Source organism: Thermococcus aegaeus (genome assembly GCF_055393685.1).
Genome location: NZ_AP042464.1, coordinates 619,867 through 640,205 on the forward strand (window position 1 = coordinate 619,867; position 20,339 = coordinate 640,205).

21 protein-coding genes, 1 tRNA gene and 1 pseudogene are annotated in these 20,339 nt (G+C 42.2%); 12 read left to right on the forward strand and 11 right to left on the reverse strand.

The window, feature by feature from the left end; all coding sequences use genetic code 11:
* The first annotated feature begins 3 nt into the window (after positions 1 to 3).
* Positions 4 to 1,979: pseudogene (gene jtg, locus ACZ5NL_RS03375) on the forward strand (4-alpha-glucanotransferase).
* A gap of 48 nt (positions 1,980 to 2,027) precedes the next feature.
* Here the strand turns inward: jtg and ttuA are convergent.
* Together ttuA and ACZ5NL_RS03385 are read right to left on the reverse strand one after the other, a co-directional pair.
* Positions 2,028 to 2,960, reverse strand: a complete 933-nt coding sequence (ttuA, locus tag ACZ5NL_RS03380) for a tRNA-5-methyluridine(54) 2-sulfurtransferase (protein ID WP_464842931.1) — start codon at positions 2,958 to 2,960, stop codon at positions 2,028 to 2,030.
* 47 nt (positions 2,961 to 3,007) lie between these two features.
* Positions 3,008 to 4,462, reverse strand: coding sequence for an NAD(P)/FAD-dependent oxidoreductase (locus ACZ5NL_RS03385; protein WP_464842932.1), 1,455 nt, complete (start codon positions 4,460 to 4,462; stop codon positions 3,008 to 3,010).
* A gap of 263 nt (positions 4,463 to 4,725) precedes the next feature.
* Here ACZ5NL_RS03385 and ACZ5NL_RS03390 point away from each other — a divergent pair, with 263 nt between their 5' ends.
* The 4 genes from ACZ5NL_RS03390 (at position 4,726) to ACZ5NL_RS03405 (ending at position 6,637) form a co-directional block, all read left to right on the forward strand.
* Positions 4,726 to 5,202, forward strand: a complete 477-nt coding sequence (locus ACZ5NL_RS03390; protein WP_464843301.1) for a CBS domain-containing protein — start codon at positions 4,726 to 4,728, stop codon at positions 5,200 to 5,202.
* A gap of 18 nt (positions 5,203 to 5,220) precedes the next feature.
* Entirely contained in the window at positions 5,221 to 5,475 is a 255-nt protein-coding gene (locus tag ACZ5NL_RS03395; protein WP_464842933.1) for a hypothetical protein, read from the forward strand.
* Positions 5,476 to 5,582: 107 nt separating this feature from the next.
* Positions 5,583 to 6,284: an IS6-like element ISPfu1 family transposase gene (locus ACZ5NL_RS03400; RefSeq protein WP_011011522.1), complete on the forward strand. Its 702-nt coding sequence runs from the start codon at positions 5,583 to 5,585 to the stop codon at positions 6,282 to 6,284.
* 86 nt (positions 6,285 to 6,370) lie between these two features.
* Positions 6,371 to 6,637: a hypothetical protein gene (locus tag ACZ5NL_RS03405; protein ID WP_464842935.1), complete on the forward strand. Its 267-nt coding sequence runs from the start codon at positions 6,371 to 6,373 to the stop codon at positions 6,635 to 6,637.
* Between the two features lie 4 nt (positions 6,638 to 6,641).
* On the opposite strand, the gene ACZ5NL_RS03410 is transcribed toward ACZ5NL_RS03405, so the two are convergent.
* The 3 genes from ACZ5NL_RS03410 to rlmD form a co-directional block, all read right to left on the reverse strand.
* Positions 6,642 to 6,719 (reverse strand) — tRNA-Gly (locus tag ACZ5NL_RS03410).
* Positions 6,720 to 6,753: 34 nt separating this feature from the next.
* On the reverse strand, positions 6,754 to 7,179 hold the full coding sequence (gene lrpA, locus ACZ5NL_RS03415) for an HTH-type transcriptional regulator LrpA (RefSeq protein WP_087036471.1): 426 nt from the start codon (positions 7,177 to 7,179) through the stop codon (positions 6,754 to 6,756).
* A gap of 53 nt (positions 7,180 to 7,232) precedes the next feature.
* Positions 7,233 to 8,492: a 23S rRNA (uracil(1939)-C(5))-methyltransferase RlmD gene (gene rlmD / locus ACZ5NL_RS03420; RefSeq protein WP_464842936.1), complete on the reverse strand. Its 1,260-nt coding sequence runs from the start codon at positions 8,490 to 8,492 to the stop codon at positions 7,233 to 7,235.
* A gap of 139 nt (positions 8,493 to 8,631) precedes the next feature.
* On the opposite strand from rlmD, the gene ACZ5NL_RS03425 reads away from it, so the two are divergent.
* Complete coding sequence (locus ACZ5NL_RS03425) at positions 8,632 to 8,844, forward strand: hypothetical protein (RefSeq protein ID WP_004067283.1); 213 nt, start codon at positions 8,632 to 8,634, stop codon at positions 8,842 to 8,844.
* Here the strand turns inward: ACZ5NL_RS03425 and pyrE are convergent.
* Positions 8,841 to 9,407, reverse strand: a complete 567-nt coding sequence (gene pyrE / locus ACZ5NL_RS03430; RefSeq protein ID WP_464842937.1) for an orotate phosphoribosyltransferase — start codon at positions 9,405 to 9,407, stop codon at positions 8,841 to 8,843. The genes ACZ5NL_RS03425 and pyrE overlap by 4 nt on opposite strands.
* A 77-nt stretch (positions 9,408 to 9,484) precedes the next feature.
* Here pyrE and pyrB point away from each other — a divergent pair, with 77 nt between their 5' ends.
* From pyrB to pyrF, 6 genes are read left to right on the forward strand one after another with little or no spacing between them, the layout of a single operon-like run.
* The gene (pyrB, locus tag ACZ5NL_RS03435) at positions 9,485 to 10,405 is read left to right on the forward strand and encodes an aspartate carbamoyltransferase (RefSeq protein WP_464842938.1); all 921 of its coding nucleotides are present in this window, start codon (positions 9,485 to 9,487) and stop codon (positions 10,403 to 10,405) included.
* Positions 10,402 to 10,854: an aspartate carbamoyltransferase regulatory subunit gene (gene pyrI / locus ACZ5NL_RS03440; RefSeq protein ID WP_464842940.1), complete on the forward strand. Its 453-nt coding sequence runs from the start codon at positions 10,402 to 10,404 to the stop codon at positions 10,852 to 10,854. Before pyrB ends, pyrI begins: the two co-directional genes overlap by 4 nt.
* 8 nt (positions 10,855 to 10,862) lie before the next feature.
* A complete protein-coding gene (locus tag ACZ5NL_RS03445) occupies positions 10,863 to 12,122 on the forward strand; it encodes a dihydroorotase (RefSeq protein WP_464842942.1) in 1,260 nt (419 codons plus the stop codon).
* Positions 12,119 to 12,826 carry an iron-sulfur cluster-binding protein gene (locus tag ACZ5NL_RS03450; RefSeq protein ID WP_464842944.1) on the forward strand — a complete coding sequence of 236 codons (708 nt, stop codon included), beginning with the start codon at positions 12,119 to 12,121 and terminating at the stop codon, positions 12,824 to 12,826. The genes ACZ5NL_RS03445 and ACZ5NL_RS03450 overlap by 4 nt, the downstream gene beginning before the upstream one ends.
* Positions 12,811 to 13,731 carry a dihydroorotate dehydrogenase gene (locus ACZ5NL_RS03455; RefSeq protein WP_464842946.1) on the forward strand — a complete coding sequence of 307 codons (921 nt, stop codon included), beginning with the start codon at positions 12,811 to 12,813 and terminating at the stop codon, positions 13,729 to 13,731. Before ACZ5NL_RS03450 ends, ACZ5NL_RS03455 begins: the two co-directional genes overlap by 16 nt.
* The gene (gene pyrF / locus ACZ5NL_RS03460) at positions 13,731 to 14,480 is read left to right on the forward strand and encodes an orotidine-5'-phosphate decarboxylase (protein ID WP_464842947.1); all 750 of its coding nucleotides are present in this window, start codon (positions 13,731 to 13,733) and stop codon (positions 14,478 to 14,480) included. The genes ACZ5NL_RS03455 and pyrF overlap by 1 nt, the downstream gene beginning before the upstream one ends.
* Here the strand turns inward: pyrF and ACZ5NL_RS03465 are convergent.
* From ACZ5NL_RS03465 to aspS, 5 genes are all read right to left on the reverse strand, one after another.
* The gene (locus ACZ5NL_RS03465; RefSeq protein WP_464842949.1) at positions 14,477 to 15,178 is read right to left on the reverse strand and encodes a phosphoglycolate phosphatase; all 702 of its coding nucleotides are present in this window, start codon (positions 15,176 to 15,178) and stop codon (positions 14,477 to 14,479) included. The two genes, pyrF and ACZ5NL_RS03465, sit on opposite strands and share 4 nt — an antisense overlap.
* Positions 15,179 to 15,188: 10 nt before the next feature.
* Entirely contained in the window at positions 15,189 to 16,454 is a 1,266-nt protein-coding gene (truD, locus tag ACZ5NL_RS03470; RefSeq protein ID WP_464843302.1) for a tRNA pseudouridine(13) synthase TruD, read from the reverse strand.
* A 9-nt stretch (positions 16,455 to 16,463) separates the two neighbouring features.
* Complete coding sequence (gene pth2, locus ACZ5NL_RS03475; protein WP_252742627.1) at positions 16,464 to 16,820, reverse strand: peptidyl-tRNA hydrolase Pth2; 357 nt, start codon at positions 16,818 to 16,820, stop codon at positions 16,464 to 16,466.
* 58 nt (positions 16,821 to 16,878) lie between these two features.
* Positions 16,879 to 18,957, reverse strand: a complete 2,079-nt coding sequence (locus ACZ5NL_RS03480; RefSeq protein WP_464842950.1) for a COG1361 family protein — start codon at positions 18,955 to 18,957, stop codon at positions 16,879 to 16,881.
* A gap of 61 nt (positions 18,958 to 19,018) precedes the next feature.
* Complete coding sequence (gene aspS / locus ACZ5NL_RS03485) at positions 19,019 to 20,335, reverse strand: aspartate--tRNA(Asn) ligase (protein WP_464842951.1); 1,317 nt, start codon at positions 20,333 to 20,335, stop codon at positions 19,019 to 19,021.
* Positions 20,336 to 20,339: the final 4 nt, after the last annotated feature.

Here is a 20,339-nt window from a genome sequence, read left to right on the forward strand (position 1 = left end):
ATTATGGAAAGAATAAACTTCATCTTTGGCATTCACAACCATCAACCTCTCGGCAACTTTGGATGGGTGTTTGAAGAAGCATATAACCGTTCTTACAGACCTTTTATGGAGATTTTAGAGGAATTCCCAGAGATGAAAGTAAACGTTCACTTTAGTGGACCGCTTTTGGAATGGATTGAAGAAAACAAACCAGATTATCTTGATCTTCTTAAATCCCTCATAAAAAGGGGGCAACTTGAGATCGTTGTGGCGGGATTTTATGAGCCAGTGTTAGCGGCTATTCCAAAAGAAGACAGATTGGTTCAGATAGAAATGCTAAAGGACTATGCAAGAAAGCTCGGCTATGATGCAAAAGGTGTGTGGCTCACAGAGAGGGTATGGCAACCGGAACTGGTAAAGTCGCTTAGAGAGGCTGGAATCGAGTACGTAGTCGTTGATGATTATCACTTCATGAGTGCTGGATTGAGCAAAGAAGAACTCTTCTGGCCGTACTATACGGAAGACGGTGGAGAAGTCATAACAGTGTTCCCAATAGATGAAAAACTACGCTATTTGATACCCGTCCGGTTAAGAAGACTCTCGAATATTTAGAAAGCCTTGCAAGCGATGACCCCTCAAAGGTAGCTGTGTTCCACGACGACGGCGAAAAGTTTGGAGTTTGGCCGGGAACTTATGAATGGGTTTATGAAAAAGGCTGGCTCAGAGAGTTCTTTGACACAATTACAAGCAACGAAAAGATCAACCTCATGACCTACAGTGAATACCTGAACAAGTTTACTCCAAAGGGGCTGGTGTATCTCCCAATAGCGTCGTACTTTGAGATGAGCGAGTGGTCTTTACCGGCAAAGCAGGCAAAGCTCTTCGTGGAGTTTGTAGAAGGGCTGAAAAAAGAGGGGAAGTTTGAAAAGTACCGCGTCTTTGTCAGGGGTGGCATATGGAAGAACTTCTTCTTCAAGTACCCCGAAAGCAACTTTATGCACAAAAGAATGCTTATGGTAAGCAAAGCCGTGAGAGATGACCCCGAAGCTAGAAAATACATCCTCAAAGCACAGTGCAATGACGCATATTGGCACGGCGTTTTTGGAGGAATTTATCTGCCTCACTTGAGAAGAACTGTGTGGGAGAACATAATAAAAGCCCAGAGCCACCTAAAGCCAGAAAACAAAATACTTGACGTTGATTTTGATGGAAGAAAAGAGATTATGGTTGAAAACGAGGGCTTTATTGCCACGATAAAACCCCATTACGGAGGCAGCATTTTTGAACTAAGCTCAAAGAAAAAAGCCGTAAACTACAACGACGTGCTTCCGAGAAGATGGGAGCACTACCATGAGGTTCCGGAAGCCGCTACACCAGAGGAGGAAAGCGAAGAAGGTGTTGCAAGCATACATGAGCTCGGAAAGCAAATTCCAGAGGAGATAAAGAGAGAGCTTGCCTATGACTGGCAACTAAGGGCTATTTTGCAAGACCACTTCATCAAACCAGAAGAAACTCTCGACAACTATCGCCTTGTAAAGTACCACGAGCTCGGTGATTTCGTTAACCAGCCCTACGAGTATAAGATGATAGAAAACGGAGTAAAGCTGTGGCGTGAAGGAGGCGTTTATGCAGAGGAAAAAATCCCTGCAAGGGTAGAGAAGAAAATAGAACTAACGGAAGACGGCTTCATTGCAAAGTACAGAGTCTTGCTTGAAAAACCCTACAAAGCTCTCTTCGGAGTAGAGATTAACCTAGCAGTACACAGCGTTATGGAAAAGCCAGAAGAGTTTGAAGCAAAAGAGTTTGAAGTGAATGACCCATACGGCATTGGAAAAGTCAGGATAGAGCTCGACAAGGCTGCAAAGGTTTGGAAGTTCCCGATAAAAACGCTCAGTCAGAGTGAGGCCGGATGGGACTTCATACAGCAGGGAGTAAGCTATACAATGCTTTTCCCAATAGAAAAGGAATTAGAGTTCACGGTAAGGTTTAGGGAGCTCTGACCTTTCTTCCTTATTATCCCTCAGATAGGAAGGCCCTCATCACCCCCCTCAGGGCCCGAAAGTTTCTTCATCGGTATTTACTATCCTAAGGTTGACGGGCTCTTCCAAGCCCCAGAATCTGCAGAATGAGCATTTTTCCCCCTGGGTGGGCATTCCACAGACCTTGCATTCATTGAGCTCTATCTCCTTAAGCTCAGCCTCAAATAAGTGTCTTTTCCTCAGGTAACCCTTGACGAAGTTTATCTTAGTCCCAGGCCTTTTTTCTTCAAGCTCATTTAAAATTTGCTTGTACTCTATTGTTGTAGCCCCTCTTGCGTGGGGGCATTCATCGATTATATACTCCAATCCGACTGCAAGGGCATAAGCCACTACTTCCCTCTCGGTGAGCTCGTAGAGGGGCTTGACCTTTCTTACAAACTTCCCCTCCCCCGGTAAAAGAGGTCCCTGCTTTGCCAGATACTCTGTGTTCCAGTTCATGAGGTTGGAGAATATAAAGCTCGCCTCATCATCCAGGTTATGGCCCGTTGCAATGACGTCAAAGCCGTTGTCATAGGCAAACTTGTTGAAGAGATACCTCTTCGTAAGGCCACAGTAGGAACAGGTGGGTCTTCTCGTTCTCACCTCGCCGATTCCTTTTCCAAGAAGCTCCCTAACGTTAACCACGTGAAGAGGGGCACCTATAATCCTGCACTGTTCCCTAGCATATTGCTCACTTTTTTCTGAATACTCCCCTATGCCAAGGTTTATATGTAGACATTCCACATTGTAACCGAGCTTCTTTAGAACGTAAGCCGTTACTGCGGAATCCTTTCCCCCGCTAATAACCACAAGGACTTTTTCATCCGGCTTGAGGAGTTTGTATTTCTCGATTGTCCTCTTGACTTTCCTCTCAAAATACTCCACAAAGTGATCAGCGCAAAGATACATTTTTGGATAATGGAGTTTTATAAACGCTTTCTCTCCACAAACTCTGCACCTCATGATCTCACCAGAATGAGAAAAAGAAGAACAAATTTAAACCTTTGCATTCATGCCTCCAAACTCTCAACAGCTTTCTTCCAGTTACCTGGCTTTTTGAAGCTCCTCTCCATGTAGAGGCCTTCCTTGATCAATATTCCCCTCGCTGCCAAAAGACCCGTGGCTGCAGCATTAACTATATCCCTGCTCAACCCAGCCCCATCCCCTGCTGCGAATATGTTCTCTATGCTGGTTTCAAGGAGCTCATTAACCTCAACCTGCATTGCATAGTACTTTATCTCTGGAGCGTAGAGCAAGGTGTGGTCGCTTGCAACACCGGGGATTACCTTATCAAGCTTTTCAAGTCCCTCAATTATGTTCGTCACAACTCTGTGGGGCAATGCCATTGCTATATCTCCGGGCGTTACATGCTTCAGTGTCGGCTCAACGTCGCTCTTCCTGATTCTGCTCCATGTGCTCCTTCTTCCCCTCTTCAAATCCCCAAGTCTCTGAAGTATTGGCCGTCCTCCCCCGATGGTGGTTGCGAGCTGTGCTATGCTTTTGCCGTATGCTGTTGTATCCTCAACCGGCTCGGTTAGCTCTATCCTTGTGAGAAACGCAAAGTTTGTATTGTTGCTCTTTTTGTCTCTCATGGAGTGGCCGTTTACGCCAACGTAGCCGTCATATTTTTCTTCGACAACAAAGCCGTTTGGATTGGTGCAGAAAGTCCTCACAAAATCATCGTAAGTGTCTGTGTATATGTGGAACTTCGGGTCGTGGTTTATCCTCGTTATGGGCTCCATTATTATGGCTGGAACTTCAACCCTAACACCCACGTCTATTGGGCCGTGTCTGGCATTTAGCCCAATCTTTTGAGCAACGTCGTGGAACCACTCCGCCCCCCCTCTGCCGGGGGCGACTATTATGTATTTGGACTTTACTGTGAAGATATCTTTTCCTTTTCTCGCTATGACCTCACCCTTTCTGAACTCCTCGACCTTCGTCCACAAGATAAACCTTACGCCTTTGGCTTCTAAGTAGTCTTTAATGCTCTTTATGACTTCTTTTGTGTGGTCTGAACCTATATGGCGCTGAATTATTGGTATGAACTTTACCCCAGCTTGAGCGGCTCTTCTTTCCCATTTCCTGATTTCGTCTTCGTTGCCCTTATAAACGCCCTTAGGAGCTCCGTGCCTCAAGAAGATCTGGTCAACTTCCCACACAAGCTGCCAGGAATAGTTCTCATCTTTTGTAAGGTCGGTTAGGTTTCCTCCAATATCGGGTCTTAGATTTATTGTCCCATCGCTAAGGCCACCAGCTCCTCCGACACCGCTCATTATATGACAGGGCTTGCACTCAATGCAGTAGCCGAGTTCGTCCATTGGGCATGTTCTCTGGTCTATATCTCCACCTTCATCAAAAATTGCAATTTTCAAATCGCTTTTTTCTGCAAGCTCATAAGCCGCAAAAAGGCCTGCTGGACCTGCACCTATTATAACAACATCAAACCTTTCCTCAGAACTCATATTTCCCTTGCCGATATTTTGGAGCAGTTATCTTATAAACTTTTTGCCTGATGCAAGGTTAAGAAGAGCTTTTCCCTCTGGATTTTTGCTTTGTATATGTACATAGCAACCACGTGGAGAGATTCTGCTTTACAGCTAGGAGAAAATTTTAAGTGGGAAGTGAACAAAAATTATAGGGGGTAAATGTGAACGACCCTTTCCCAAGCAAACCCAAAGACGCGAAAAATAAAAAGATATCAATAATCGTCGGTAAAAAGCGCCATATGATGCTTCAAAGAAAAGAGGAACTAAGCCACAACATTAGATATATCTCTAAAGTTCCGGTCAAGCTTGTTATGGACAGAGAATTTTTAACAGTCCGCCCTGAGGATCCTTTAACAGTTCTAATCGGCAGGTTCACAAGCGAAGAAACTTCTGCAGTAGTTGTTGACGAAGATGGGAAACTCTTAGGGTTTATAACGATGAAAGACCTTCTGCACTTTTTTACAACACCGAGAAGATATTCAGTCGTTGGCTTAGGCTTACTGAAAAAATACACTTTAACCCGCGCCTCCAGGGTAGAGGACATAATGGTGACGAAGCCCATAACCATTCATGTAGATGACAACCTTGGGCACGCTATTAAGCTCATGACGGAGACTGGGAAGCATCATCTGCCAGTCATAGACGATAAGAAAAAGGTTCATGGCTTGCTGGAAGTTAAGGACATAATCCGACTTATTAGGATTGTTGCGCTTTAATCAGCGGGAGATGAAAGCATGGACGTGTTCCTTGAACTCGCAGTGATCCTAATAGTTGCTAAACTGTTCGGATATTTGGCAACGAAAGTCAAAATGCCGGGGGCTCTTGGTCAGCTTATTGGGGGAATGCTGCTTGGAGTGGAGCTCGCTATGCTGACTATAGCACTTTCAAGTGGAGTTATTGGGCCGGAGGCATTGACCATAGCAATATTCATGGTATTTGTAACAACTATCTCAACACCTCCTTTGCTAAAATTGGCGTATAAGCGATGATCAATTAGACTCATGAAAACCAATAAACCAATTTCGATACTGTTAGGATAAGCTGTGGGGTGTCAGGTTTAAGTTACTGGCAGTACTTTAGAAAAAGAAGGGGGAACATGAAGTCTGAAACCATTATTTACTGGGTGGTTTCAGCCTTAAAACCCTTTCGTCGCAACAAAATCCCACCAGAAAAGAAAATCAGGGGAGTAGAATTATACCTGCGAGGCCTCAGTTACCGGCAAACCGCCAGAATACTCAAAATCAGTCACGTAACAGTCTGGGAGGCAGTCCAAAAACTCGCAGAAGCAGTTTACAAGCCAAAAATCCTCGCAGTCAAAAAACAGCGAAACTTCATCGCAGTTGACGAAACAGTAATAAAAATCAACGGGAAGAAAAGATACCTCTGGGCTGCAATTGACGTTGAGAGCAAGGAAGTTTTAGCAGTCTGGATTACGACTGTTAGAAACTGGTGGGTTGCCAGGGATTTCATTCTGGTTGTTTTAAAGTCGTGTGAAGGGCAGCCTGTCTTTCTGGTTGACAGGGCGAGCTGGTATAAGTCTGCTTTTAAGAGTTTGAGGTTGGGTTATCTGCATGTGACTTTCGGGCCGAGGAACAGTGTTGAGCGCTGGTTTAGGACGTTGAAGGAGAGGACGAAGCGTTTCTGGAATAATTTCAGGGGTAAAGACTGGAGGAGGGTTCATAGGTTTGTTTTTCTGTTTGCCTTCTGGTATAATTTTGTCAGAATTCATTCTAGTTTTGGTGATCCGCCTGGTGATGTTACTGAATGGCTTCAGGAGGTGATGCCCCAGTTATCCTAACAGTATCCCAATTTCCTTAGAAAATTATTTATATTTGAAGAAACTACACAATAGAGTAAGGACCAAAAAGTTATTAGGTGGATTTTATGGTATATGTGCTCGTTAAAGAGGAGATATCAAAAGGAAAGCTAGATTTGGTAGTGCTTATAGGGGACAAGGAGAGGATAAACAAGTTCATTTATGGGAACCTTAACAAATTCTACAGAGATGGCGGGAGTTTTCTAAAGCGAAAGGAAACAGAAGATAGGCTTTATGAGGTATGGGAACTCCATAAACCTGATGGGGAAATCCTTGAGCTACGCTTCTATGTGTTCGGAGACGAAAGAATAGACTCAATCAAAATAATTGAATGAGAATTGGTGCGGTGGCCGGGATTTGAACCCGGGTCACCGGCTTGGGAGGCCGGTGTCCTAGACCAGGCTAGACTACCACCGCTCAACAGAAATAATAAGAAAAGGGTTTAAAAGCTTTACTTTAAGCGCTCTAGAATTATCGCAGGACAAACCTTTGTAACCCCGTCAATTTTTCCTATTTTGTTTGACATAATATCCGCTAAATCCTCGCCATCTTTTGCCCAGATTTCTGCCATTATCATGTGATCGCCACTTGAAAGGTAAAGCTCCCTAACAAATTCAAACTCCTTCAGTTTGTTTGCGACTTCAAACAGCTTTTCTGGCTTTGTATCAACTCCGGTTATGCTTATTAAGTTGTACCCAAGTTTTTGGGGGTTTACTTTGATCGTATACTGCTGTATTATGCCCTTCTCTTCTAATGCTCGCACTCTTTTTCTTACGGCCGTCTCGCTTATACCCAAGACCTTAGCTATTTCCGTGAAAGGTGTCCTCGCATCCTTCGTCAGCATCTCAATTATGACCTTATCCCTTTCGTCTAACATAAAGCTCACCCCATTGTTATTTTGTCAAAACATGTATATTAACTTTTTGAACCTTAAAGTTTATCCTTCAAACTCAACTTTGCGATGAGTTCAACATGCGGGGTATGAGGAAACATGTCGAGCCCAATTATGTTCTCTAGGGAGTATCCCTCCTTAAGCTTTTCGATATTTTCAGCAAAAGTTTTGGGATTGCAGGAGACATAGACCAGATTATCTGGTAAATCATTCAAAATCTTTCTTATGAGTTTTGGATGTAAGCCCGCTCTTGGGGGGTCTACTATAACTGTATCATAAAGGTTTAGGCTTTCAATATCTTTATCAGCGCCAACTCTAAATTCAGCCTCAACGTTGTTTATTTCCGCATTTTTCTTAGCCATCTCAACAGCAAACGGGTTTATTTCAACACCCTCTACCTTAAATCCCTTCTTGGCGAGATATATCCCAAAGGTTCCCACCCCAGAATAAAGGTCAAGTACTTTTTCACCTTCTACAAATTCTGCAACCTTTTTTAGGAGGTTAACTGCTTGATATGAGTTCGTTTGGAAAAATGAGTTGGGATGGATTAGGTAAATCACGTTGTCAAGCTTTTCTCTGATGAATTCCATTCCCCAAGACTTTCTCGGCTCGCCATAGGACACATCGCTTTTAGTCTCGTTGATACTCCAATAAAGAGAGTCAACGAAATCAAAATAGTGGCTGACTTCCTCAGGAAGTTTCCCGGTAGAGGTTACTAAATTTGCCATTAATTCTCCTGTAAATTTCCCCTCTCTAAGCACAATGTATCTCAAAAAACCCTCACTCTTTTTTAAATCCCAAAGTTGAATTTTAAAATCCTCTATAAATTCTCTCAATGCACTCAATGCTTTTTTGCTATTTTCTCCAAACACTTTACACTCCTCAATCTCAACAACATCCCACCAAGTTCCCCTTCTCCTAAATCCTATCCCACTCGTTGTTGTTGCAACGTCAATTCTGTTTCTATGCCCGTAGATTTTTGGGGATGGGAGTACTTCTACTTCAACCTTGAGAAGATGGGCAAGCTTTTCTTCTTTAAACTTTATCTGCTCCCTGTAAGGGATATGCTGAAGCAAGCATCCCCCACATCGTCCAAAATACCGGCAAGCTGGCTCTACCCTGTTAGGAGAAAATTCCACTATCTCATAATCATGAGCAACTAGCCTTTTCTTCTCTCTGTGCCATCTCTTGATTTCAACAACGTCACCTGGAGAAGTAAACGGAACCAATATGATCTTTTTCCCGACCTTTACTTCTCCGAATCCTTCCTCACTTAGTCTTTCTACACTTGCTCTCATGTTTCAATGTTTTTGGAAGGCATATAAAAAGATGCCGCCCAAGTTTAGAAAACTTTCGGGATTATATTGTCACAATGCCAACTTACTACATGAAAAACCTTATTAGTGATAGAGGAGTAATATTAATGGTGTTTTCGTGATGGTTGCTAGAAGGGAAATCATATACAAACTCTTAGCGACCAAGAAAAAAGCTACTTCTCTTCAGAAGTTGAGTGAAGAGCTCGAAACCCCCATGCCCCACCTTTTGAATGCTTTAAGGCATTTAGAATCCGAAGGGCTTGTTGAAATATCCTTCGGGGAGGAAAAAGCTACAATAATGGTAAAGGCAAAGACTATTGAAGACTACTTTTAATCCTTTCTCTGCTTTTCTTTGTATTCAAATAGTTCTCCAACGGTCACAAGAGGAATTAAAGTGTAGCCTTCTCTCAATAGTAACTCTTTCGCGCCTTCTTCTCTATCGACTACTACTATAATACCAACTACCTTTGCACCTTCTCCCTCTAAGACTTTTGCAGCCCTTAAAACGCTATTTCCTGTCGTTGTAACATCCTCAACCAAAAGAACCCTATCTCCAGGTGTTACTACTCCTTCGATCTGCCTTCCGGTCCCATAGCTTTTTTTCTTTTTACGCACTATTAAAATGGGCTTTTCTGTTTCCAAGGCCAAAGAGACAGCTATAGGAACCGCCCCCAACTCTGGCCCAGCTATTTTGTCGTACTCAAGGCCTAGCTCCTCTGTCTTAGCCTTCATAAGGAAGGCAATAAGCCTTAGGGCTTTTGGATTGGTTATCACTTTTTTGATGTTTATGTAATAGTCACTTTCTTTTCCAGAGCTCAGGATAAAATGACCAAACTCGATTGCTTTTTCTTTGAATATCATTTCAATAAGCCGGTCTTTTTTCATTGACATTTCCATGTAAATCCCCCCATGCTCTCACAAATATGTTAACAAAAAATTTATAAATCTTTGCAGAGTTAATTCGGTCGGGCTTTATGAAGTTCCAAGATGTGATTAGTATAAGTGATTTTAGAAAAGAAGATATAGACTACGTTTTGAGGGTTGCAGAAAGACTCGAAGAAGAACTTAAAAAAGAAGGGACACTCAAATACGCAAAAGGAAAAGTTTTGGCGACTCTTTTCTTCGAACCATCGACAAGAACAAGATTGAGCTTTGAAAGTGCAATGCACAGACTCGGAGGCTCAGTAATAGGGTTCGCCGAAGCATCAAGCACAAGTGTCAAAAAAGGAGAGAGTTTAATGGATACGATAAGAACCGTAGAAAATTATGCAGATGTAATAGTTATAAGGCATCCACGAGAGGGAGCTGCAAGATTAGCTGCCGAGGTTGCGAGGGTGCCAGTAATAAACGCAGGGGATGGGGCAAATCAACATCCCACCCAGACCTTACTTGACCTTTATACAATTAAAAAGGAATTTGGAAAAATAGATGGCCTTGACATTGCCCTTCTTGGAGATCTTAAGTATGGAAGAACCGTGCATAGCTTAGCAAAAGCCCTCTCTTATTACAACGTCAGGCTTTATTTTGTGGCTCCCAAAGGTTTAGAGATGCCAAGGCACATAGTTGAAGAGATATCAAACAAAGTCGAAATCGTAGAGACCAGTGATCTGGAAGCTGTAATCCCAAAAGTGGACGTGCTTTATGTAACAAGAATCCAAAAAGAGAGGTTCCCAGACCCTGCAGAGTACAATAAAATCAAGGGGTCATATAAGGTGGATTTAAAGGTTCTTGAGAAGGCCAAAGATACGCTAAAGGTTATGCATCCTTTGCCAAGGGTTGATGAGATAGCATATGAAGTGGATAATACGAAGTACTCCGCATACTTCAGACAAGTGTGGAGCGGGATTCCAGTCAGGATGGCTCTTCTCGGCATTGTACTGGGGGTGATAGAATGAAGGAGCTGAAAGTCTCAGCAATTAACAAAGGGACTGTAATAGATCACATACCTGCCGGCAGAGGGTTGAAAGTTCTTGAAATCTTAAATTTATCCGGAGACAATACGATACTCATAGCTATGAACGTAAGAAGCGGAAAACTTGGAAGAAAAGACATCATAAAAGTCGAAGGAAAAATACTGAACGAAGAAGAAGTCAACAAAATAGCCCTCATAGCTCCAAGTGCCACAGTGAACATAATAGAGAACTGGGAAGTCGTGGAAAAGAGAAAGGTCGAAATACCGGATGAAATAATCGGAATCATAGAGTGTGCAAATCCCAATTGTATAACACACTACGAAGAAGTAACCCCAAAGTTTAAGGTACTCTCGAAGAAGCCACTTAAGTTAAAGTGTCACTACTGTGAAAGGACATTGGAAGAAGACATCGTGCCAAAACATCTGTTGTGAGGGTCAAAATGATAATCAAAGGAGAGATAATCTCAAAGAGTTTCAAAGGAAGAGGATACATAATAATCAGGAATGGAGTAATCAGGAGCGTTCAGCGAGAAAAGCCAAGAGGGGCCGTAGACATCGATGCAGAGGACAAACTCGTTATCCCTGGATTAATAGATATGCATGCTCATTTTCGAGAGCCCGGGTATGAACACAGAGAAACGATAGAAAGTGGGTCAAGAGCGGCTGTTCATGGAGGCATTACAACTGTCGCCCTTATGCCAAATACTAATCCCGCCATGGACAATATCGAGGTAATAGGATACGTAAAAGAGAAAGCAAGAGAAATAGGGCTCGTTGACGTTCTCCCAATCGGGGCAATTACAAAAGGCAGGAATGGAAAAGAAATCACGGATTTTGAGAAATTAGCAGAACACGTTGTAGGCTTCAGTGATGATGGGTCAACTCCTCAAAGCTTCAGAGTATTTTTAGAAGCTGCGAGATATGCAAAAAAAGTAAACAAGCCAATCTTAGACCACGCAGAGATAAAGGAATTATCAGGAGGTACCATGAGAGAAGGGAAGTTCTCAAGGCTTTATGGCATAAGCGGAATCCCCGACATAGCTGAATCAATAGCCGTTGCAAGGGACGTGGAAGTGGCAAGATATACTAGAGCTCATATTCATATACAGCACCTCTCAACAAAATCCTCCGTGGATATAGTTAGAGAAGGAAAGAAAAAAGGAGCCCCAGTATCTGCTGAAGTTACTCATCATCACCTCCTTTTTAAGGATGAAGACCTGAAAGATCGTTCTTCGTTTAAAAAGGTTAATCCACCTCTACCAAGAGAAGAGGATCAAGAGGAACTTATAAAAGGACTCCTTGATGGCACAATAGACATAATAGTCACTGACCATGCTCCGTATTCTCTTGGGGAAAAGAACATAGACATTGAAAAAGCCCCCTTCGGAATAAGTGGTATTGAAACCCTGCTCTCATCTTTGTTGTTAATAGCAGAAAAACACGAGATCAATTTTGAAATCCTTTTAGAAAAGGTTACCTACAACCCAGCAAATCTCTTCAATCTTCCTCTAAGAGGAGACGTAAGAGAAGGATACAGAGCAGATTTGGTCATCTTAGATCCAGATAAAGAGTGGAAAGTCACAGAAAAAAGTTTATTTTCAAAAGGTAAGAACACTCCATTCCTCGGGAGAAAACTTCCAGGGGTAGTTGAGATGACCATTAAAGGGGGCAGGATTGTATACCGGGGGGATCACCTTTGATTGAAGCAGAACTTATAGAAAAGAAAATAGCAAAAGATTACGGGTTCTTTAAATTTAAACTCCATAAAAAATTAGAAAGCCCGGATGCAGGACAGTTTATAATGCTAAAAGCTCTTGATGAGCCGATTCTTGCAAAGCCGTTCTCCATTTATTCCTACAAAAACAAAAACCTCACCCTATTTATAAAGCGTGTTGGAAGATTGACAGGAAAGATATTCTCCAGTCCTATAGGGGAGGTGTTCTACATAAGAGGGCTCTATGGAACACCGTACATTGAAAAGATCAACAAAGGGAGAAAGTATATTTTAATTGGGGGAGGAAGCGGGATAGCACCTTTAAATTTCTTTTCAGAGCTTTATCCCGAGCTTGTTTATAAAAAACTCTATGGATTTAGAGAAAAATATATAAGAGAGCTCTTCGAGGAGGAGGAGCAGTCGACTCTTGTAATAGAAGAAGAAAGCGGGAAAACTGTCGTGGACATATTTAGGGAGGTCTATTCAGAGGAACTAGGAATTTTGGCATGTGGTCCAATCCCAATGCTGAAAAACCTTCCTCATGATTCATACGTCTCCCTTGAGAGCGTAATGGGGTGTGGAATCGGAACATGCAAAAGCTGCGCCGTAAAAACAAAAGAGGGCATTAAGATGGTATGCAAGGACGGGCCACTCTTTAGAAAGGAGGAGATACAATGGGAGTGGATTTAAGCGTCCAAATATTGGGACTAACATTTAAAAATCCGCTTGTGCTTGCCTCTGGACCAGCGGGATTTGGTTTTGAGCTCCAGCAATATCTAGACATCTCAAGGATAGGCGCAATAACCCTGAAAACCATTACACTGAATCCAAGAGAGGGGAATGCTCCTCCAAGACTTGTTGATACTCATGGAGGAATAATAAATTCCATAGGACTCCAAAATCCGGGCATCAAAAAATTTGTGAGAACCATTGCTCCAAGACTTAAAGATCTTAAAACGATCAAAATTGGAAGCATTGCGGGATTCACCACAGAGGAATGGAAAATTTTGGGAGAAGAAATGGACAAAATTAAAGAGATAAAGGCGATTGAGCTCGATCTCTCGTGTCCTAACGTAGAAGGAAAGAGAATCTGGGCTAAAGACGAGGAACTTACTCAAGAAGCAATAAAGGCCGTAAGAGAATCGACGGATAGGCCAATAATAGCCAAGCTAGCCCCCGACGTTACGGATATAGTGAAGGTAGCAAAGAAAGCAGTAAATGCCGGTGCCGATGCCCTGAGCATTGGGAACACAATAGAAGCTATGAGGATAAACATAGAAACTGGACTACCTGTCCTTAAACTCAAAACCGGTGGTTTAAGCGGTCCCGCAATAAAGCCGATTACTCTTGCGAGAGTTTTTAGAGTGGCAGAAGCTTTAGAAGTCCCTATTATAGGCATCGGGGGAGTTATGAACTGGCAGGACGCTTTGGAATATGCAATGGCCGGAGCATCTCTTATCGGAATAGGAACAGCCATTATGGTAGATCCTCAAGCACCGCTTGAAATTTTGCATGGTATTGAGAGCTTTCTAAGGCAAAAAGGGATCGAGAAATTTGAGGACATAATTGGAATAGCCCATAGAGGTGGGTTCTGATGTTTATTAAGAAATATAGAAAGGCGAGAGACAAGAACACGTCAATTTTAGTAGTTGGTCTTGACAGCGATCCTGAAAAAATCAAAGGGTTCAAAAGTGTGATGGAGTTCAACGAGCACATCGTAAAAGAAACGGCGGATTTGGTGTGTGGCTACAAGATAAACCTTGCATTCTATGAAAAATCCGGTTGGAGAGGGTATAAAGCACTTGAAGAAACAATAGAACTCATAAAAAATGAGACAGATTTGCCAATAATACTCGACGCCAAGGGGGGAGATATCGGAAACACTGCAAGAGCCTATGCCAAGGCATATTTTGATAGACTTGGTGTTGACTCGGTAACCGTTAATCCGTACATGGGGAGAGATGCCATAATACCGTTTTTGGAGAAAGGGCATGCGTTTGTTCTGCTCTTAACTAGCAACGAATCGATCGGAGATGTTGAGCTTCATGTATATCACAAAGTCCTCGAGCTTGCAAAGGAACTTGAAAAAAGCTATCCAGAAAGGATTGGCATAGTGGTAGGTGCAACAAGGAAAGAGTATATAGGCAAAATTTCTAATGCGAGTGGAGGCCTTTCATGGTTAATTCCCGGCATTGGAACACAAGGGGGAAACCCAGAAGTTCTCAGAGAATTAAAAGGGAAAGACGTTGTGGTTAATGTTTCAAGAGCCATCATATTTGCAGAGAACGTGAGAAAGAAAGCAGAGGAGTTCAGAGAGTTGCTAGCAAGGCAGTATTTTGATTAGGTATATCCAAACTTCTTTAAGATGTGCAAAATTCCTTCAGCGGCGCCTTCGCCATATGGCTTACTTGTTACGTAATCCGCTTCCTTTTTAACACTTTCTGGGGCTTGAGCCACTGCAACTCTGTAGCCAACTACTCTAAAGGCATCAAGATCGTTTTCGCCGTCTCCAATGTGAGCAACTTCCTCTGGCCTTATGCCCAAGAGCTCGCACGCTTTTCTTATCCCCTCTCCTTTATTCACATGGGGCTGTTTTACGTGTATTGCATATCCGCTGTCTACTGCCACAAGATTCAGGCCGAGCTCCCTTATGATCTCTCTAACCGCCTCAACTGGAACCGTTCTTTTTATCACAAGTCCTGCCCTTCTCTCTCCAAATTTCATTGTGTCGCTCATCTCCGCTTGAGGGTAGCGTTTTTTGAGCTCACTCCATAAGATCATGGAATCTCCCATATCTCCAAGAAAAATCCTGTTGTTGCGCTTATCCCCTATAACGCCTCCGTCCTCAGCAATAAACGGACCACTTGTCCCTATTAAAATGCTCGCTGCATAAGCAAAGCATGCGCTGTTTCCTGTAACAAGCATCACAGGTAGTCCAACTTCTTCCGCTTTTCTAACTGCTTCAAGGGCTTTTTCATGGAGTCTTCTATCGGGATACGTTATTGTGCCGTCAATGTCTATGGATATCGCTCTAATTTTCATTTTTCCCACCTTAGTGATCTTTCATAATCTCCCTCAAAACACTTGTGGCATAGACACCCTTAGGCAAGAAAAACCGGAAAATAAGTCCCTCTTCAAATGCCCTGTATCTAAACTTCTTAGGCTTTATTAACAGCTCTCTTCTCCCGCCAGGCTCTGCCAAAATTTTTAAATGCTTCATTTTAAATTCCTCAAGCGTTATACCTTCCTCTTCCAGCACTTCTCTCTCAATCCTGCCCATTTCTCCATCGGCAAGTCGCGAGGCGAATCCAAAAATAGGTCCCGTAACCATTGCCTCTCCTTTTTTGATCTTTTCATTTACAAAGCGAAGGGTTCTTTCAGTAACTTTGAACGTTTTGCTCCTTATAGGGAGTCCCCTTTTTACCTGACAAACAATATCTCCAGGTAGTGCTTCATTAAGAGGTAATCCTTCCTCAATTCTCCTCGAGAGCACTTTGTTAAAGAGATAAGACTGATAGGAGTGAATGAATATTCTCACTATTGGCCTTGGGAGAACTGCAAAGGCTTTTTTCCAGCTTTTTGTTTCCTTATATTTATAAAGCATAGCCCTTTCATACCTTAAAAAGTTGGGAAACTCCTCCAAAGCTTTTTCAACATCGCCACTTTCCAAAAAGTTCCTTCTTGCTTCATCGCCCATCATATCACCTGTATATTCTCCCAAAAACTTAAACGCTGCTTCTTCAAAATTTCCCTTCAACAGAAGCTTTCCCACCTCATGATTGATAACCCTTTTCTCACCAAAGCGCTGGTAGCCAAAATAATTTGGAAAGCCCCCTTTGACTTTTAACTCTGCCAAAATCTTCTTAGTACGTTCTAGAGCGGTATCAGGATTAACGTCTCTCACAGTTATCTGGAAATAATTCCCGAGAAGCATGCCAAGTTTTAGCCTTTTTCCATATCCCGCAAACTCTAATGAAATGTCCGAAATCTCTAAAGAGTCAAGACGCTTTTTTATTTCTTCCGAGTTTTCAGTGCAGATGCTGATGTACTGATAAGTTACCGCATGCCTATCCTTAGTACCGGCAAACCCAATCTGCTTGTAATCTATACCAACTCTCTTGGCTATTTCCTTTATAGCAGCCATTGTTTCCCAGTTCCGTTTTTTGAGGAGGTATATCAAGCACTTATTCCCTTTAAAAATGCTCTTTGGAATTTTTTCCTTCACTATAAAATCTTCTGGGTAGGTTTTAATCTTCCCCCCTATTCCAGGAGACGAGCTTAAATATTTGAACTGACTAAAAAATTCTTTATAGTCCATTTTCATCACTCACACAAGTTTTAGGTTTCCAGTAACCTTATCAACTATCTCCTCTGGTGCTGGACCAATTGCCAAACACGTTATCGTCCCCGGCGGAACTTCCGTTAAGCCTGCGTCCCTTATTAATGCCGTTGGAATCCCTAGATTCTCTGCTTGAGCCTTTAGCTCAAAAAGCTCTCTTTCGCTCTCCGCCTTTACGACAACTTTCTTCTGCCCCTCGTTGAACCAAGCTTTAAACCATTCTGGCTTTTCTTTGTAAGCTTTAAAAGCTGCTGTAACTGCTCCATGAGCCACTTGAACTGCTAATTTGCCTTTGCTGAGCTTCAAATCTGACCTAACTACCATAACTTGCTTATACTTGAACATCTCTCATCCCAAGAATAACAAACAAAAAGGATATATAAAGGTTTAAGAAGAAAGAAGTTCAAGTTTGTGTATCTTCAACAGCCTTTTCTTCGACTTTTAATGTCTCCTCTTTCTTTGGAAGCCCTCCAGGTCTCCTCTTCCTCCTTCCAAGCTCTTTAAGGGCTTTCTCGTATTTTGATTTCAGATCTATGTAGTTGTATGCCAAGACCGCTGAAGTTATAAGGAACAAGATAGCTAAGATTGGCCACCAGTTGATGCCTTTTTCTGATGGCGGTAGATAGGAAATGGTTATGTTATTGAGCTTCTCCGCAAGCACTTCCCTTGTTTTGTTGTCCAACTTTGCCAATGTCGAGTTTACGTATTGTGGAAGTTCTTCGGGAGAGGGGTAAACTTTTACTTCCTTGATCTCCACTGCTGGTGGGAGGGAATTCACTATCACAAGGTTTCCAAAGTTCTCTTCATGCCACTTGCCAAGTGGGTCTTGGTAAACTAGCATTGCACTTATTATGGCATTATCTGGCTTTAAGATTGCATACTCACTTTCTAAAGTTTTGGTTTCTCCGGCTTTAAGATCTCCAACAAAGAGCTCTGTCTCCCCATCAAGGCTATCCGGGAGAAGTAATTTAATCGTAGCATTTTTTATGAATTCGTATTTTGCGTCTTTACCTTCGGCAGAGATTGTAAACTTAAGCTTGACGGTCTTTTCTTGTGTGTGGACATAGGTGCTCCACGTTCCGTTGAAGGCTTCTCCACTCAAAGAGAGTTTTGGCAAGCCATAAACGATGATCTGGTTGATTGTATTTGATTTTACGACCTTCTTTTCTCCTGCTTCATTGTAATACTGAACGTTTACTGTATCAAGCTTATAACTCCCTACTTGAGTGGGTTTTAAGGTGTAAACTAAAACCGGCATTTGTGTGAAGGCATCGAGCATTTTTAGGTTCCAGGTTCCAATTCCGCTTCTGAGCTCAAAGCCGCTTGGTATTGGGGCAACAACATTAACATCAAACGCCTTGCCTTTCCCTTGATTTTCAACGTTGACAAATACTATAAGTTCATCTCCGTCGAGTAGAATCTTGGTTGTGCTGACGCTTAGTTCAACTTTTATGTTTGCTTCCCTAATAATTGGCTGAACTTCAGAACCTTTAGGAGCATACAATCTAACTTTTGTGCGATTATAACTTAAATCCACACTGTTCGGAGGAATTTCTACTCTAATAGGTACTTGGGATAACTGATATCCTAAACCTTCCTTTACAGTGAATGTCTTTATTGGTTTGTTGTTCTTATCAAAGACACTGAAGCTTGAATAATATCCGACAGAGTTGAGTCTCAGTTTATAAGTAGTTTGATTAATACTAAAGGTCAATATTTCTCCAACATAAAGGATGTCGTTGTAGATAAGTTCCGTAGGTTCAGCAACTACTTGTTGGGGTGTCTCTTCGCTAACCTGCGCTCTCTTTACCTGAAGTGAAGTTGTTGCATATTCCGGAATGTATATATCAAAATTAACATCCCCGTTGTTTGCAGAACTCTTGAGATCTATGTAGACATAGGGGTAGTAAGATATTGTTTTTCCTGAAATCTCAGTGAGTTTATAGGAGATCCCATCTCCCTTGCCCTCTGTGATATTCAGGGTAACTACCTTAGAATCGGTCTCATAAGGGAGGATTATCTCGAACTTGGCGCTGTCATCATATGCTTCCACCACTTTTATCTTGATCTCCGGCAACCAAGAGGGCAATTGATAAGTGTCTCCTTCACTTAGGGTCTTGCTTTCTAATTTTTTTAGAGGAGATTCAATTCTAAGGTATATTGTCTTTGCATCCGATTTTATCCAGGCAATTTTGACATAAAATAGCGGATTGTTCTCAGTAGGGAATGGATAACTCTCCCCAACTCCGAGTACAGGAGTAGCACTTGGTGTAGTTTTGCCTTTTTCGTAGATATGTATGTTCACCTTAGTCCAGGAAGGATTAACATCCGCAAACTTGATTTCATAGTTGCCAAAAATCACTGAATCTCCAAGGCCGAGCTCTATTAGGGTTACTTGGGCAGTTGAAGGCACCGCTGATTTTACAAGGGGTACAACGGACAAAATTAACAATCCAACAATGAGTATAGCAACTTTTCTCATCATTTCCTCCTCCAGCAAATTGTTTCCTAAAATTCATAAAAGATAAAATAATATAAAGCTCTTATGGTTCTAACCTTCTTCTGTCCCTTGGGAATAGTATAACTTCTCGGATATTGCTCAAGTTAAGCATCTGCTTGAGCAACCTCTCTGCCCCGAGACCAAAGCCCCCGTGGGGCGGCATACCGTAGCGGAATGCCTTAAGATAGAACTCAAAGCTTTCCACATTCAAGCCTTTCTCGGCAATTTGAGCCTTTAATTTTTCATAGCGGTGTTCTCTCTGACCTCCAGAGGTTATCTCCACACCCCTATACTCCAGGTCAAATGCCCTTGAGATTTCGGGCTTATCATCATATTTCATTATGTAAAAGGGTTTTGCTTCACTTGGGTATTGGTAGATAAAGTAGAGGTCTTCATCATAGGTCTCTTTGATATATTGTCCTAGCAGCTTCTCTCCCTCTGTATCAATGTCTTCTCCCCAGTGGATCTCTTTTCCAAGGTCTTTAAGTATTTCAAGAGCTTGGGTATATGTAACCCTTCTAAAGGGAAGCTTTGGTTCTTCAAGCTCAAAGTTCAAAATCTTGAGCTCCTTTTCGTTGTGCTCTCTAACGTAATTAATCGCATAGGCAACGAGTCTCTCAAGGAGTTGCATAACTTCCTCTTCATTCTCTATGAAGGCCATTTCAGCATCAATACTCCAAGCTTCATTTAAATGCCTGGTTGTGTTATGTTCCTCTGCTCTGAAGATGGGGGCTATCTCAAACACTCTGTCCAATCCAGAAGCCATCATAATCTGCTTATAAAGCTGGGGAGATTGGGCTAAAAATGCATCTCTTTCAAAATACTTCATGGGAAAGAGCTCCGTGCCACCTTCTGTGGCGGTGGCTATTATTTTGGGTGTGTGAATCTCAATGAACCCTTCTTGATAAAAGAAGTCCCTTACTGCCCTAAAAACGCTTGAGCGTATTTTGAATATTGCCATGACTTCAGGCTTCCTTAAATCTATAAATCTGTTGTCGAGCCTTGTATCAAGCTCGGCCTTAACCTTGCCTGTAGGGTCTAAAGGAAGGGGAGACTCAGCTTTTGCCAAGATTTCAATCTTCTCTGGAATAACTTCAAACCCAAGTTTGGCCTTAGGGGTAAAGTTGACAACACCTTCAACAGCCACTACATCCTCACTGTTAAGCTTTGGAATAAGGGTAAAAATGTCCTCATTAACCTTCTTTTTTGGAGCTGTAATTTGAACTATACCCTCTCTATCCCTCAACCAAAGAAACTTTATTCCACCGAGATCCTTGACTTCATAAACCCATCCCGCAACTTTCACTTTCTTCCCATGTAGCTCTTCGGTTATTTGGCTTGAATAATGAGTTCTATACATGTTT

Bases quoted from the DNA above. Each gene is read 5' to 3' on its own strand.
- ttuA (WP_464842931.1), bottom strand. From the start codon at position 2,960: ATGAGGTGCAGAGTTTGTGGAGAGAAAGCGTTTATAAAACTCCATTAT.
- ACZ5NL_RS03385 (WP_464842932.1), bottom strand. From the start codon at position 4,462: ATGAGTTCTGAGGAAAGGTTTGATGTTGTTATAATAGGTGCAGGTCCA.
- ACZ5NL_RS03390 (WP_464843301.1), top strand. From the start codon at position 4,726: ATGATGCTTCAAAGAAAAGAGGAACTAAGCCACAACATTAGATATATC.
- ACZ5NL_RS03395 (WP_464842933.1), top strand. From the start codon at position 5,221: ATGGACGTGTTCCTTGAACTCGCAGTGATCCTAATAGTTGCTAAACTG.
- ACZ5NL_RS03400 (WP_011011522.1), top strand. From the start codon at position 5,583: ATGAAGTCTGAAACCATTATTTACTGGGTGGTTTCAGCCTTAAAACCC.
- ACZ5NL_RS03405 (WP_464842935.1), top strand. From the start codon at position 6,371: ATGGTATATGTGCTCGTTAAAGAGGAGATATCAAAAGGAAAGCTAGAT.
- lrpA (WP_087036471.1), bottom strand. From the start codon at position 7,179: ATGTTAGACGAAAGGGATAAGGTCATAATTGAGATGCTGACGAAGGAT.
- rlmD (WP_464842936.1), bottom strand. From the start codon at position 8,492: ATGAGAGCAAGTGTAGAAAGACTAAGTGAGGAAGGATTCGGAGAAGTA.
- ACZ5NL_RS03425 (WP_004067283.1), top strand. From the start codon at position 8,632: ATGGTTGCTAGAAGGGAAATCATATACAAACTCTTAGCGACCAAGAAA.
- pyrE (WP_464842937.1), bottom strand. From the start codon at position 9,407: ATGGAAATGTCAATGAAAAAAGACCGGCTTATTGAAATGATATTCAAA.
- pyrB (WP_464842938.1), top strand. From the start codon at position 9,485: ATGAAGTTCCAAGATGTGATTAGTATAAGTGATTTTAGAAAAGAAGAT.
- pyrI (WP_464842940.1), top strand. From the start codon at position 10,402: ATGAAGGAGCTGAAAGTCTCAGCAATTAACAAAGGGACTGTAATAGAT.
- ACZ5NL_RS03445 (WP_464842942.1), top strand. From the start codon at position 10,863: ATGATAATCAAAGGAGAGATAATCTCAAAGAGTTTCAAAGGAAGAGGA.
- ACZ5NL_RS03455 (WP_464842946.1), top strand. From the start codon at position 12,811: ATGGGAGTGGATTTAAGCGTCCAAATATTGGGACTAACATTTAAAAAT.
- pyrF (WP_464842947.1), top strand. From the start codon at position 13,731: ATGTTTATTAAGAAATATAGAAAGGCGAGAGACAAGAACACGTCAATT.
- ACZ5NL_RS03465 (WP_464842949.1), bottom strand. From the start codon at position 15,178: ATGAAAATTAGAGCGATATCCATAGACATTGACGGCACAATAACGTAT.
- truD (WP_464843302.1), bottom strand. From the start codon at position 16,454: ATGGACTATAAAGAATTTTTTAGTCAGTTCAAATATTTAAGCTCGTCT.
- pth2 (WP_252742627.1), bottom strand. From the start codon at position 16,820: ATGTTCAAGTATAAGCAAGTTATGGTAGTTAGGTCAGATTTGAAGCTC.
- ACZ5NL_RS03480 (WP_464842950.1), bottom strand. From the start codon at position 18,957: ATGAGAAAAGTTGCTATACTCATTGTTGGATTGTTAATTTTGTCCGTT.
- aspS (WP_464842951.1), bottom strand. From the start codon at position 20,335: ATGTATAGAACTCATTATTCAAGCCAAATAACCGAAGAGCTACATGGG.